Origin of the sequence: Burkholderia sp. AU31652, assembly GCF_002223155.1 — a bacterium.
In the GTDB taxonomy this organism is placed as follows: domain Bacteria; phylum Pseudomonadota; class Gammaproteobacteria; order Burkholderiales; family Burkholderiaceae; genus Burkholderia.
This window is the reverse complement of the sequence record NZ_NKFG01000005.1, coordinates 1,765,288-1,779,757: the sequence shown is the minus strand read 5'-3', so window position 1 is coordinate 1,779,757 and position 14,470 is coordinate 1,765,288. Positions and strand designations below refer to the sequence as shown.

The following is a 14,470-nucleotide window of genomic DNA, read 5'->3' as shown; positions in this document are numbered from 1 at the left end:
GACCCTTAGCCCAGATCGAGCGCATTCGTCAGATCACCCGGCGGCGTCGCGCCGCGCGCGGCGAACGCCTTGTTGCGTGCGACGACGCCGTCGAGCGGCGCGAGCCCATGCACGCGGCTGATGAAGCGCAGGATCGAGTTCGTGTCGTACAGCGTGTGATCGACGAAGCCCTTCTTCGCGAACGGCGAGATCACGAGCGCCGGAATCCGCGAACCCGGGCCCCAGCGGTCGCCTTCCGGCGGCGCGACGTGATCCCACCAGCCGCCGTTCTCGTCGTGCGTCATCACGATCACGGTGTGGTCCCATTGCGGCCCGCGCCGGATATGATCGATCACGGTCGCGATGTGACGGTCGCCCGATTCGATGTCCGCGTAGCCTGCGTGCATGTTCAGGTTGCCCTGCGGCTTGTAGAACGTGACGGCCGGCAGGCGGCCCGCGTCGATGTCGGCGATGAAGTGGTTGGTCGACGGCTCGTCGCCGAGCCCCGCGTCGCGCAGGTGCTTGCGGCGCGCGTCGGTGCCCGGCGCGTAGTTCACGAAATAGTTGAACGGCTGGTGGTGGTACTGGAAATCGGGCACGGTGCCCGTGTCGCGATGCTCGAGCGCGTACTGCCATGCGCCGCTGTACCACGCCCAGTCGATGTTCTTTTCCGACAGGCGATCGCCGATCGTCGCATAGCCCTGCGGCGGCATCAAGCGATGGTCGGCCGGATCCGCATACGCGGCGTTGCCCGGATCGGGCGGCGGCACGTAGCTCGGCTGGTACGGCGGCGCCATCGTGTTCACGCCGTAGCCGTCCGGCGTCAGCGGGCCGTCGGCCACGAACTTCGGCGGGCCGTCGAGCGCGGACGCCGGCGAATTGTCGGCGAGCTTCAGGCGCGTGCCGGTCGGATCGTCGCCTTCGACCTTCGACAGCAGTTTCGCCGCATGCGGATGCTTGTGCGCGTCCGGATAGAGCGGCGGCTGCGCGGAGATCAGGAACATGTGGTTCATCCACGACCCGCCGAATGCCGCCATGAAGAAGTTGTCGCACAGCGTGTATTGCCGCGCGAGATTCCACAGCCGCAGCGTGTCGGCCGAATTGCGGTAATGACCCATCACGAGGCCGCCCGAATCGGCCCACGCGGCGAACTGGTTGTTGCGGCCGGCCGCGATCTGCATCTGGTTCTGGTAGAAGCGGTGCCACAGGTCGCGCGTGATCACGCCGTTCGGCAGCGCGTTGCCCTGTGCGTCCTTGATCAGGAACGGCGCATTCGGCAGCTTGTCGATGTCGCGCTCGGCGATCGCGTAGCGCTTGCCGTCCACTTCCTGCGCCTGCGGCACGAGCCCGCCCCAGATCTTCGGCAGCACGGGCAGCGGCGTCTTGCCGTCGCGATCGAGCTGCTGCGCGTGCTCGGGCCGCACCTCGCTCAGCGGATGGCGCACGCCCGGGAAATCGCCGTACAGGTTCGCGAAGCTGCGGTTTTCCGCATAGATCACGACGATGTGGCGCACGCGCTGGCGCAACGCTTCGTCGATGCGCAGGTCGGCGGCCGAACGCGGCGCGCTGCCTGTGGTGGTTTCACAGCCGCTGAGCGCGACACCCGCACCGAGCGCGGCGAGGCCGCCGAGCACGCGGCGGCGGTCGGGATCGGCGGGAAGGTCGTCGGGGCGATCGGGGGTGTCGTTCACGTCGTGGGTTCCTCGAATGGGCGGGTGGACGGGGGCGTGATGCGCGGCGGCGTCGCACAGGCTGCCGCGCCGCGGGATGGAAAGCAACGGCCCCGGTTACGGATGGGCTGGTGCGATGCATCTGTCACAAAAATGTCACGAATGCGACTATAACGCGGCAACGGGGGCGGATGAAAGGTGTTTGTCGGACGATTCGACGCGCGTCTCGGGCCATGCGCGACGCCCGCGCGCGAACTAGACTGGATTCAGGGGCGGCGCGTCGCAAGCGTGCCGCCCGGGCGAGGATTGCGCGGCGGCGCCGGCCGACGGCGTCGCCGCGGAGCCATTGATGCGACGAACGAGGCGATGAAGCGAGGCGACGATGGCGCGCATGAATGCCGCTTCCGCATGGCCGCCGACGGCGCGCGCCGGCTGCGCGCGTGCCCGCACCCGTCCGCCGTGCCGCGCAACGCAAGCGTAGCGCGCACGTCCGGCCCGACGCCATGGACAGGAAATTCGACTACCCGGGATTGTTGATCGCGGCGGGCTTCTTCGTGCTGTTCGCCGCGCAGTTGCTGATGCTGCGCCCGACGTCGGCGCCGATCGCGTACAGCGATTTCCACCAGCTCGTCGCCGCCCGGCTCGTCGACGATCTCGAAGTCGGCCCCGTATCGATCTCAGGCACGCTGAAGATGCCGCAGGCCGGCACGATGCTGCCGGCATCCGAAGCCGCGGCCGTGCGGCAGGCCGGCGCGCCGTGGCACTTCACGACCAACCGCGTGACCGACGAGCACCTGACCGACACGCTGACCGCCGCCGGCATCCGCTATCACGGTGCGCCCGACACGAGCTGGGTTGCATCGCTTGCGTCGTGGCTGCTGCCGCTCGTGCTGTTCGTGTTCATCTGGAACATGATGCTGCGCAGGCGCGGCGGGCTGCAGGATTTCACCGGGATGGGCAAGAGCCGCGCGCGGGTGTACGTGCAGCAGGAAACCGGCATCACGTTCGACGATATCGCGGGCATAGACGAAGCGAAGGCCGAGCTGCAGCAGCTCGTCGCGTTCCTGCGCAACCCCGACCGCTACCAGCGGCTCGGCGGCAAGATCCCGAAGGGCGTGCTCGTGGTCGGCGCACCGGGCACCGGCAAGACGCTGCTCGCGCGCGCGGTGGCCGGCGAGGCGGCCGTGCCGTTCTTCTCGATCAGCGGCTCGGCGTTCGTCGAGATGTTCGTCGGGGTGGGCGCGGCGCGCGTGCGCGACCTGTTCGAGCAGGCGCAGCAGAAGGCGCCGTGCATCGTGTTCGTCGACGAGCTCGATGCGCTCGGCAAGGTGCGCGGCGTCGGCCCGATGTCAGGCAACGACGACGCGAGCAGACGCTCAATCAGTTGCTCGTCGAGATGGACGGCTTCCAGGCCGGTTCCGGCGTGATCATCATGGCCGCGACGAACCGGCCGGAGATCCTCGATCCCGCGCTGCTGCGGCCGGGCCGCTTCGATCGTCACATCGCGATCGACCGGCCCGACGTGAATGGCCGAAGGCAGATCCTCGGCGTGCACGTGAAGCGCGTGAAACTCGCGGACGACGTCGATCTCGGCGAACTCGCGTCGCGCACGCCGGGCTTCGTCGGCGCGGATCTCGCGAACGTCGTCAACGAGGCCGCGCTGCATGCGGCCGAACTCGGCAAGCAGGCAATCGGCATGGCCGACTTCGACGAGGCGATCGACCGCGCGTTGACGGGCCTCGAGCGCAAGAGCCGCGTGATGAACGCACAGGAGAAGCTGACCATCGCGTATCACGAGGCCGGCCACGCGCTCGTCGCGGAAAGCCGCACCCATTGCGATCCGGTGAAGAAGGTGTCGATCATTCCGCGCGGTGTCGCGGCGCTCGGCTACACGCAGCAGGTGCCGACCGAGGATCGCTACGTATTGCGCCGAAGCGAGCTGCTCGACCGGATCGATGCGCTGCTCGGCGGCCGTGCTGCCGAGGAACTCGTGTTCGGCGACGTGTCGACGGGCGCGCAGAACGATCTCGAGCGCGCGACCGCGATGGCGCGCCACATGGTCATGCAGTACGGGATGAGCGAGAAGATCGGGCTCGTGACTTTCGATGACGGCGACACGTGTACCGGCATGCCGGGCGTATGGCATGCGGGCGACGGCCGCTGCAGCGAGCACACCGCGCGGATGATCGACGACGAGGTGCATACGTTGCTGACCGACGCGCATGCCCGCGTCGCGGCCACGCTCGGCGAACGTCGCGATGCGCTGGAACGCATCGCGCGCCGGCTGCTGCAATGCGAAGTGCTCGAACGTGATGCGCTGCAGGCGCTGATCGACGGGCGCGCCGAACCGTCGTCCGCCACGACGCCGGCGCCGGACGACGCAGCCGGCGCACGCGACGGCGCGGTCGAGACAGAGCAGGCGTCCTCAATCGAGCGCGATTTCGTCGCGTACGGGCCGCCACGCGAACCCGAGCGCTGAAGATGCCATGAATCGGCGAGCGGCGCGCGTCGAAGCGACTGCGTGCCGTCATTCCTTTCCCCGTTGATCTCCACGGAGTCGCCATGAGCGAGGCGCACGTATCGGTCGATGTCGCGCAGCAGGCGCGTTTCTGTTTCGAAGTGGTATTTGCCGGCACGACGCTGGCGCCGGTGCTCACGGACGAACCGCCGCCGCACGGCGACGGGCGCGGGCCGAACCCGATCCGGTTATTGGCCGCGGCCGTTGCAACCTGTCTCGCGGCGAGCCTGCAGTTCGCGCTGGAAAAGCAGCATGTCGATCCGCAGCCGATTGCCGCGCATATCGACGTCGACATGGTGCAGAACGAAGCGGGCCGGGTGCGCGTGGGCGCGATGTCGGTACGGCTGTCGATCGGCAAGACGTGGGCCGATCTCGCGGTCGCGACGCGTATGCTCGATCAGTTCGATGCGTACTGCGTACTGACGGAGAGCCTGCGCGAAGGCATTCCGGTGTCGATCGACTTGTGCGACGTGAACGGCGCGGTGCTCGAACGCGCGACGACGGACGCGTGAACGCGCGTCAGGTGGGTCAGGATTCGGTCGCGGCCGCGACTTCGGCGGCCTCAGCGAGCGCGTTGAGAAAGCGCGTGCGCCACCAGTGCACGTCGGTCTTGCGCACGATCGCCATCAGCGCCGCGTGGCGCTGGCGGCGCTCTTCGAGCGGCATCGTGAGCGCGCGCTGGATCGCCTGCGCGGTGCCTTGCGTGTCGTACGGATTGACGAGCAGTGCCGACTTCAACTGCTCGGCCGCGCCGGCGAAACGCGACAGCACGAGCACGCCCGGATCGGCGGCATCCTGCGCGGCGAGAAATTCCTTCGCGACGAGGTTCATCCCGTCGCGCAGCGGCGTGACGAGCGCAACGCGGCTCGCGCGGTAGAGGCCCGGCAGGCGCTTGCGCGCGACGGTGCGGTGAATGTAGCGCATCGGCATCCATTCGAGTTCGCCGTAGTCGCCGTTTATCGCGCCGCACAGGCTGTCCATCTCGCGCCGCAGGTCGTCGTATGCGCCGAGATCCTCGCGGCTCGGCGCGGCGATCTGGATCAGCGTCGCGCGGTTGCGGTTCTCCGGATATTGCTCGAGCAATTGGCGGAATGCATGCACGCGTTGCGGCAGCCCCTTCGTGTAGTCGAGGCGGTCGACGCCGACCAGCAACTGGCGGCGCGAGTATTCATCGCGCATTCGCTCGAACATGTCGAGGCCGTCGCGATCGCGCGCGAGCGATTCGAACTCGTCGACGTTGATGCCGATCGGGAATGCGCCGGCCGACAGCGTGCGGCCGAACGCGCGCAGGCGGCCGTCGGGCAGCCGCGCGGCGCCGGCTTCCGCTTCGACGTAATGCTCGAAGTGAAGCAGATCCGACTCGGTCTGGAAGCCGACGAGATCGTAGGCGAACAGCGAACGCATCAGCCATTCGTGTTCCGGGATCGCGGCCATGATCGGCGGCGGCGGCATCGGAATGTGCAGGAAGAAGCCGATCGGATTCGTGCAGCCCATCGCGCGCAGCTCGGCGGCGAGCGGAATCAGCTGGTAGTCGTGGACCCAGATGGTGTCGTCGGGGCGCAGCAGCGTGCGCAGCTTGCGCGCGAACAGCTGGTTCACGCGCCGGTAGCCGTCGGCGAAGCGGCGGTCGAACTGCGCGAGATCGAGCCGGTAGTGAAACACCGGCCACAGCACGTTGTTCGAATAACCGAGGTAGTACGCGTCGTAATCCTGCGGGTCGAGATCGATCGTCGCGAGCTGGATGCCGCCGACGTTCTGGATCTGCACCTCGTCGCCGTGCGCAGGCTGGTCGTCGCCGCCGCGTAGCCTCCCGCTCCAGCCGAACCAGACGCCGCCGGATTCCTGCAGGCTGTCCTTCACGGCGACGGCGAGCCCGCCGGCCGCGGCTTTACGGGGATCTGCAATGCGATTGGATACGACGACGAGTCGGCTCACCAGCTCTCCTGACGATTGTTGAGGGAAGGGTTCGTGCGGCCGTGGCGCGAGAAGCAGACGCCGCCATCGACGCGCGGTGCGCGCAGCGACGGGGCCGCAATGCGATCGGTCGGGAGTCAGGGCACGCGACTCGCAGTCCGATCGCGGAGTGCTTTTTTAAGCATACTCGTCATTCGGCTGTTTTAAAAGTCTGCATCGGCGCGCGACGCACGTGCGAATGCAGCGCGATCTCCATGACGCCGGTATGGCAACGTGAGAAACATGGGCGGGACCGAAACTTGCGCAGCGCTGGCCATTCAGCGTGCGCCGCGTGATGCGCAAGCGCGCACGTCACGCGCGATCGAGCGTGACGATGTGCATTTCATGACGTGCGCGCGCGGCCCGCGCCGGTCGGTGGAAGGGACCGGCGATGCCGTGGCTGCGCCGACGCGCGAGCGACACCAAGCGACGTGCAGGCGTGCCGCGCACGCGCGACGTCGTGCAGGCGAACCGGCCGCGCCGGACGGCGACGATATGCAACTGCACCGCGTGCCGCATGCGGCCGCGCATCGCGCGGTGCGCGCAAGCGTGATGCAGGCGGATCGGCGGAACAGCGGGCGCATCGTCGTCTCCTTGCGGTATCGGTTACGCGGTTACGCGGTTCCGAGGTTACGCAGTGGCCGGTTGCCAGTGCTGCACGGCGGGCGCTTGCGCGTACTCGCCCAGCGACGCCACGTGCGTGCCGGACGGCATCCGGAACGCGGCAACCGTTTCGGACAGCTCGTGGCCTTGCGCCTCGAGCGACTTCGATGCGGCCGCGGCCTGCTCGACGAGCGCCGCGTTCTGCTGGGTCGTCTCGTCCATCTGCGTGATCGTCAGGTTCACCTGGTCGATGCCGCGGCTCTGCTCGGCCGACGCGGCCGCGATCTCGCCCATGATGTCCGTCACGCGCGCGACGGCCTGCGTGACGTCCGACATCGTCTTGCCGGCTTCGCCCGCGAGTTCGGAGCCGTCGCGGATCGTCTGCACCGACGCGGAGATCAGTTCCTTGATCTCCTTCGCCGCCGTCGACGAACGTTGCGCGAGGCTGCGCACTTCACTGGCGACCACCGCGAAGCCGCGCCCCTGTTCGCCCGCACGCGCGGCTTCGACGGCCGCGTTCAGCGCAAGGATGTTGGTCTGGAACGCGATGCCTTCGATGATGCCCGTGATGTCCGCGATCTTCGACGAGCTTTGGCCGATCTCCGTCATCGTGTCGACCACGCGACCGACCACCGCGCTGCCGCGCTGCGCGACGTCCGATGCGTTCGCGGCGAGCGAGCTGGCCTGTTGCGCGTTCTCCGCGTTCAGGCGCACCGTCGACGTGAATTCCTCCATCGTCGCGGCGGTTTCCTGCAGCGACGCGGCCTGTTCCTCGGTGCGCTGGCTCAGGTCGAGGTTGCCCGATGCGATCTCGCTGACCGCGTGCGCGATGCTGTTCGACGAATCGCGCACGCGGCCGACGATGCCGATCAGCCGCTCGTTCATCGTTCGCAGCGCGTCGAGCAGATCGCGCGTCTCGTCGTTGCCGCTCACGTTGATGCGGCTGCCGAGATCGCCGTTCGCGACCGTGCGCGCGACGTCCACGGCCGAGCCGATCGGCACCGTGATCTTGCGCGTCAGCCACAGGCCGCCGCATGCCGCGACCGCGACGGCGATCAGGCAGATGCCGGCCAGCAGGTTGCGCTCCATCGCATAGCGATCCGCGAATTGCTGCGCGATCGCGAGCTCGCGCTCATGCGTATAGGTTGCGTATGCATCGGTTGCGCGCACCAGTTGCGCGAGCAGTGGCCGGCAGTTGCCGTCGATGTCGGCGGTCGCCTCGTCTTTCTTGCCGGCCTGCGCGAGCCCGACGATGCGCAGGGCGACGGGCCCGTAGCTGGTTTCGATACGGACGATGTCGGCCACCAGTTCGCGCGCGCGATCGGAGGTGTCCGTCGCGTTCGCCATCAGGTCCTTGAGCTTCGCGAGGTGATCCTGCACGTCCTTGTGCGCCTGGTTGACCTCGGCCAGTTCGAGCTCGACGTCGGATGGTTTGGTCACGAGCACGAGGTTGCGCGCGGCGATCGCGCGCCGGTCGACCGCGGTGCGGATTTGCGCGGAAACGGTCGCCCGCGCATTGATGCCGTTCATGTAGCGGGAAAATTCGGCGTTCGTATCGGATAGCGCCTTGAGTGCCATGCCCGACACGATCACGACGACCGCGGCGAGCAGGCCGAAGCCGCCAAGGAGTTTTGTTTTGATGCTCATTCTGGCGATTTTCACAGTGTGCCTCTGTGCGTGTGGTTGACGAATTGAATTTATTGTTCGACCAGATACGGGCTCGTGCCGGCATTAACGGGTATCCGGGATGATTCTTTACCCGTCGAAAACCCTGATATTAGTTTTTTTAGCGCTGGAATCGTTGCCAGACGGGCGCTCCTGATTTTGATCAAAAATCGGCGGAGTGCCCGTAATTAAAAGGTTTATACGTGGAATTCGAAACCGGTTTTCATGGGTGAAACAAAAACACTTGTTTTGCTAATAATTGTCTGATGAATCTGTTTCGATTTATGGGTGAATATTGGAATTGGGTTTCGAATTAATTGGGGAGGGAACTGGTGCGCGTCGTCGGCGAATGCCGCGAAATTGGCGGTAATGGCGGATCAATGGAACTCGCGGCGCAGGGGGGGCGCCGGAGAGAGGCCCGCGGCGGGCGCCGCGGACCGTGAGAGGGTCAGAACGTGGTGCGCAACCCGGCCATCACGCTGCGGCCGCCTTGCGGCGCGAAGCCGCGCACGACCGACGTCGAATAGCGGATCTCCTGGTTCGTCAGGTTGTCGCCGCGCAGGTACGCGAGCCAGTGCGTCGGGCCGACGCGGAACTTGTACGTCAGCATCACGCCGAGCGACGTGTAGCCGTCCGTCGAAAGATCGTTGTCGGGCACGCGATGCTGCGACCACGCGTGCGTGACTTGCGCACGCGCGCCGAACGGGCCGTAGCCGTAGTCGGCCGCGAGCGTCGCGCGCAGCGGCGCGATGCGCGGCAGCGGCTGGCCCGTGTCGACGTTGCGCGCATGCGTGTAGTCGGCGGTCAGCTCCAGGTCGACAGTATGGCCGCGCCGCGCGAACGCGCGCCACTTGCCGTCGAGCTCGATGCCGTAGAACTCGGCGCGCACGCCGCGATAGATCGCTTCGTTCAGCGCGCCGTCGGTGCCGGGCGCGACGGGTTCGTCGTCGCCGTTCACGACGCGGCCGGTGTTGTACTCGGTCAGGTAGTTCGAGAAGCGGTTGTAGAACACGCCGACGCTGCCACGGTTCGGCCCGCTCGCATAGCGCAGCGACAGGTCGGTCGATACGGCCTTTTCCTTCGACGCGTTCGGGTTGCCGATCAGGAACTGGCCGGTCGCGTCGTGCGGGCCGTTCGAATACAGCTCGTAGAAGGTCGGCGCGCGTTCGGTGTATGCGACGTTGGCCGCCACCGACCACACGGGTGTCAGCGAGAACAGGGCGCCGGCCGACAGGCTGCCCGCGTTGAATTCGCGCGGCTGCGCCCCCGCGAATTTCTCGACGCCGGCCGGATCGGGATCGACCTTCACGTGTTCGAAGCGGCCGCCGAGGCTCAGCTTCAGCGCCGGGACGACCTGCCATTCCTCGAGGCCGAACAGCGCGACGCTGTTGGTGCGCGTGGATGGCACGAGCAATTCGTCGCCGAGCGCGGAGAACGTGTTCTGGCCGAACTGCACGCCGATCGCGCCTTCGAACGGGCCGATCTTGCGATGCGTTGCCTCGATGCGCGCCTCGTAGCCGCGATTGCGGAAGGTGGTCGCGGTTTCGCCGTTGTTGACTTCCTTGTGACGGTAGTCGGTGTACGCGAAGTCGAATTTCAGCTTCGTGAACGGCCCGCTCAGGTTGCGCACCTCGGACGCGAGCGCGAGGCGCTCCTGGCGCATCCGCAGCCGCACGTCGCTTTCCGCGACGGAGCCGTAGTTCGATTCGTAGCCGCTGTAGGACAGGCCCGCGAAACCGTCCGCCCACGTGTACGACGCGCCCACCGCGCCGCCGTGCACGCGGCCGTCGCTGTTCGGTACGTTGCCGTACGGCTGCGGCGCGTCGGGGCCGTCGATCGCGCGTTGTGCGCTGCTGCGCGCGTAGCCGGGAATCCGCAGCTTGCTCGTCTCGCGGTCGAACGCATCGACGTGGAACGCGAAGCGGCCGTTGCCGCCTTCGACCTGCGCGGCGCCCGCGCGCACCGAGTTCGCGCCGCCGTAGCGCGCGTCGAGCGCCCCCGTCACACCCTGGATCGCTTCGCGCGGAATCCGGTTGTCGATCGTGTTGACGACGCCGCCCACCGCATTGCCGCCGTACAGCAGCGCAGCCGGGCCGCGCACGATCTCGATGCGTTCGATCGACAGCGGGTCCTGCGGCACCGCGTGGTCGTACGACAGCGACGACGCGTCGTACGCCGCGACGCCGTTCTGCAGCAGCCGGATCCGGTCGCCATCCATCCCGCGGATGATCGGGCGGCCGACCATCGGCCCGTAGGTGGTGGTCGACACGCCGGGCAGCCCGTTCAGCGTTTCGCCGAGCGAATCGGCCTGGCGGCGCGTCAGCGCATCGCCGGATAGCTGGGCGGTCGGCGCGATCAGTTCGTTGTCGCCGAGCGGGTTCGCGGTCACGAAGATCGGGGCGAGCGTGGTGGTCGGCGGCGTGCCGGACCCGGCGGGCGGCTCGGTCTGCGCGTGCGCGACGGCGGCGAACAGCATCAGCGAAAGGGACGAGAGCGGGCGAAGCGGTAGACGAGGGAGGTCGCGCATGGTCGGTGAATCGGTTGGAATCGGATCGGATAACGAGCGATGCAGGTCACGGCTGGATACGATATATTGTTGCGTCAGCGACGCGCAGTGACCCGTTGGAACATGGCTCGGCGAGGCTCGGCCGCCCACAGTAGAACGGCGTCAGGCGGACGAGCACGCGAAATGATATGTTATATCATCTCAAAATCCAAGCCGGATGGCGGGATCCTGTCGGGTTTCTGTCGGACGGGGGAAATGGCGGCGGGAGCGGAAACCGTCTGCGCGGTGTTCGGAACGCTCGCCTGAACCGGAGGACGCGATGCGCATGCCGACGCGTTGCCGATTCGCCGGCCCGGTGCGTGTTGCCCGCGTCGGTGTCCGTCGAAGCGGCCCGCCCGAAGCAGCCCTGCGCTGATCGATGCAGCGGGCGCGGACCGCCGCTCCTGAGTCGGGAGCCAGCGCGATTTCGCGTCGCGCGACGGTGCGACGCCTTGTAGCGGTGGCCATCGCCGTGCATTGCCCCGCGGGTTGATGCGTATCAACGTCGTCCGATTCCGAAACCGGATACTGGATCGCTCATTGACCAGGCAGGAGCGACCCATGACCCAAACCATGAAAGCGGCCGTCGTGCACGCATTCGGCGAACCGCTGCGCATCGAGGAAGTGCCCGTGCCGACGCCGGGGCCCGGCCAGATCCTCGTCAACATCAAGGCGTCGGGCGTGTGCCATACCGATCTGCACGCCGCAGATGGCGACTGGCCGGTCAAGCCGACGTTGCCGTTCATTCCGGGGCATGAAGGCGTGGGCATCGTCGCGGCGGTCGGTGCGGGCGTCACGCACGTGCGCGAGGGGGATCGCGTGGGCGTGCCGTGGCTCTACACGGCCTGCGGCCATTGCGAGTACTGCCACACGGGCTGGGAAACGCTGTGCCACGGCCAGCAGAACACCGGCTATTCGGTGAACGGCAGCTACGCGGAATACGTGCTGGCCGATCCCGACTACGTCGGCCATTTGCCCGCGCAGGTTACGTTCGACGAGATCGCGCCGATCCTGTGCGCGGGTGTCACCGTCTACAAGGGCATTCGCGTCACCGATACGCGCCCGGGCCAGTGGCTCGCGATCTCCGGCATCGGCGGCCTCGGGCACGTGGCCGTGCAGTATGCGCGTGCGATGGGCCTGCACGTCGCGGCCATCGACATATCACCCGACAAGCTCGCGCTGGCGCGGCAGCTCGGCGCGGAACTGACGATCGACGCGTCGACCGACGATCCGGCCAAGGTGATCCAGAAGGAGATCGGCGGTGCGCACGGCGTGCTCGTCACGGCCGTGTCGCGCAGCGCGTTCGCGCAGGCGCTCGGGATGGTGCGGCGCGGCGGCACGGTGGCGCTCAACGGCTTGCCGCCGGGCGATTTCCCGTTGCCGATCTTCTCGACCGTGCTGAACGGCATCACCGTGCGCGGGTCGATCGTCGGTACGCGGCGCGACCTGCAGGAATCGCTCGACTTCGCGGCCGATGGCCTGGTGCGCGCGCATATCCATCGCGACCGGCTCGGCAACATCAACGACGTGTTCGCGAAGCTGCGCGAAGGCAAGGTCGACGGGCGCATCGTGCTGACCGACATGCATTGATGCCGTGAACACGCCCACGCCGCCGCGCGACGCATCGCGTCGTGCGACGGCGTGGCGGTCATGCCAGTGTCATGGTGCGAAGAACACGTCGGTGCGGTTCGTCAGGTTGCCCGCGTTGGTCTGGACGAAGAACGGATGGAACGACGACGATGGAAGCACGTCGAGCCCCTGGTAGTCGCCGATGAAGAAACCTTCGGCGTTGGGCGCGAGCTTCATGTCGAACGGGCCGCCGACACGCCGCTCGTCGGTGAACGTGGTGCCGCCGTCATGCGAGATCTTGCGCCAGAAGCCGGTCGGCAGCGTCGTGGTGTTGCCGGCCTGCAGGTCGCGGAAGTCGTAGTACGTGACCATCACGGCCCCCGTGTTGTCGACGCGCACCGACGGATTGAACGCGGGGCGCCCGGTCGGCGTGTTCAACTGTTGTGGCGCGCTCCAGGTCGCGCCGCCGTCCTTCGACGTCGATACCGCAATCTCGTCGTACGTGCCGCCGTTGAAGCGGCTGTCCTGCCACACGACGTACAGCTGCCCCGACGCGGGATCGATCGCGGGTTCCGGAATGATGTCGCCGGTGCGCACCGGTTCGCCGGTGACCGGATCCGTGACGCCGACCGTCTGCAGGCCGGCGATCACCTGCGGTTTCGTCCACGTTGCGCCGTCGTCGGTCGACTTGATGAACGCGACCTTGCCGGCCGCCTTGCTGAACGGTGGCTGGATCAGGTCGAAGAAATCGTAGAGCGTGCCGTTCCTCGGATCGACCACGATCTGGTTGCCGATCGTCTGCTGGCGTGAAGGCACGTTGACGATCACTTTCGGGGCGCTCCACGTCTTGCCGCCGTCGGTCGTCTTCGAGAACAGCGTCGGGCCGCGGAATGCCTTCGTGTGCAGGTTCGCGTACGGGTTGCCGTTCGGCAGCTCGAGGCGGTCCCATACCGCATACGCCGTGCCGGCCTTCACCGGGTTCGCGGTGACCGATTCCTTGTCGTTGAAGAACTGCGTCGTCGGCTCGTCGTTCGCGATCAGCACGGCCGGGCTGCTCCAGGTCTGGCCGCCGTCGGACGAAACCGACGCGGCAACCGCATTGCTGTTGTTCGACTGGTTGAACGAAATCGACACCGAGTACGCGGTGCCGTCCGGCCCGAACGAGACCCACGGATCGGACGCGCGCTCGTACTTGAGCCCGCCCGGCGCGCATGCGCTGAACGGCTGCGGCGTGCGTGCCCAGGTCGCGCCGCCGTCGAACGTGTAGCCGGCGACGAGCCCGTGGGCGCCGCCGTTCGACCAGCGGTCCTGCTGCCACACGCCGATCATGTTCATCGGGTTGGCAGGGTTGACCGATAGCCACGGCTCGACTTCGGCGTTCACGTAGTTGGTGCCGGGGCCGCCGATGGTGCAGGCGGCGAACGGGCTCGGGCCGGACACGACGACGGGATCGGCGTGCGCCGCGGCAGCGGCGGCCATCGCCATCGCGGCGGACAGGCGGGTGACAAGCGAGTGGGACACGATCATGCGTCGCATGGACTGCTCCTCGTTGACGTGCGGGTGCGATGGCGCAGCACGACGCGGCGGCGCGATCCGGCGCGCGGCGTCGTCTGCCGCGCATCAGGCCGATACGTGTCGTTCAGGATGCCGCTTCGGTCATCGCAATCCGCGTATGCTGGATGCCGCCAGCACTTCGGTTAAGACTCCTTTTCATTTTCATTGATTGTCGGGTGTGTCTGCGATGTCGACCGGGCGGGAAGACTTGCCCGGGCAGGCGACGAATGTGTCGAGGTGGATTGCAATGTAGGCGATTCGATTGCCACCCGGCAGGCAGTTTTTTGTAACAGTGCGTAGCCGGAAAGCGTTGCCGGAAGAGGGCGGCGGGCGCGCAAAAAATGCCGTCGAGGCGGCATGAAAATCGAATCGAAAATGCGAATCGGAATCGCTTTCGATGGGGCCGGTGAGTGC

The 14,470-nt window shown here is 67.2% G+C and carries 8 protein-coding genes and 1 pseudogene; 3 read left to right on the top strand and 6 right to left on the bottom strand.

All coding sequences use genetic code 11. The features are described from left to right. Positions 1-5 precede the first annotated feature (5 nt). On the bottom strand, positions 6-1,670 hold the full coding sequence (locus CFB40_RS25465; RefSeq protein ID WP_089432729.1) for an acid phosphatase: 1,665 nt from the start codon (positions 1,668-1,670) through the stop codon (positions 6-8). A gap of 482 nt (positions 1,671-2,152) precedes the next feature. On the opposite strand from CFB40_RS25465, the pseudogene ftsH reads away from it, so the two are divergent. Next, positions 2,153-4,128: pseudogene (ftsH, locus tag CFB40_RS25455) on the top strand (ATP-dependent zinc metalloprotease FtsH). A gap of 83 nt (positions 4,129-4,211) precedes the next feature. Then, entirely contained in the window at positions 4,212-4,679 is a 468-nt protein-coding gene (locus CFB40_RS25450; RefSeq protein WP_089432727.1) for an OsmC family protein, read from the top strand. Between the two features lie 16 nt (positions 4,680-4,695). Here the strand turns inward: CFB40_RS25450 and otsA are convergent, their stop codons facing one another. The 4 genes from otsA to CFB40_RS25430 form a co-directional block, all read right to left on the bottom strand. Then, entirely contained in the window at positions 4,696-6,102 is a 1,407-nt protein-coding gene (otsA, locus tag CFB40_RS25445; RefSeq protein WP_089427426.1) for an alpha,alpha-trehalose-phosphate synthase (UDP-forming), read from the bottom strand. 330 nt (positions 6,103-6,432) lie between these two features. After that, complete coding sequence (locus CFB40_RS25440; RefSeq protein WP_174974261.1) at positions 6,433-6,639, bottom strand: hypothetical protein; 207 nt, start codon at positions 6,637-6,639, stop codon at positions 6,433-6,435. 111 nt (positions 6,640-6,750) lie between these two features. Next, positions 6,751-8,370 carry a methyl-accepting chemotaxis protein gene (locus CFB40_RS25435; protein WP_089427428.1) on the bottom strand — a complete coding sequence of 540 codons (1,620 nt, stop codon included), beginning with the start codon at positions 8,368-8,370 and terminating at the stop codon, positions 6,751-6,753. Between the two features lie 466 nt (positions 8,371-8,836). Beyond that, complete coding sequence (locus CFB40_RS25430) at positions 8,837-10,915, bottom strand: TonB-dependent receptor (RefSeq protein ID WP_256976898.1); 2,079 nt, start codon at positions 10,913-10,915, stop codon at positions 8,837-8,839. A gap of 579 nt (positions 10,916-11,494) precedes the next feature. Between CFB40_RS25430 and adhP the strand changes: the two genes are divergently transcribed. After that, positions 11,495-12,523 carry an alcohol dehydrogenase AdhP gene (gene adhP / locus CFB40_RS25425; protein WP_089427430.1) on the top strand — a complete coding sequence of 343 codons (1,029 nt, stop codon included), beginning with the start codon at positions 11,495-11,497 and terminating at the stop codon, positions 12,521-12,523. A gap of 69 nt (positions 12,524-12,592) precedes the next feature. Here adhP and CFB40_RS25420 read toward each other — a convergent pair whose 3' ends face one another. Continuing rightward, positions 12,593-14,038 carry a sialidase family protein gene (locus CFB40_RS25420; protein ID WP_089427431.1) on the bottom strand — a complete coding sequence of 482 codons (1,446 nt, stop codon included), beginning with the start codon at positions 14,036-14,038 and terminating at the stop codon, positions 12,593-12,595. Positions 14,039-14,470: the final 432 nt, after the last annotated feature.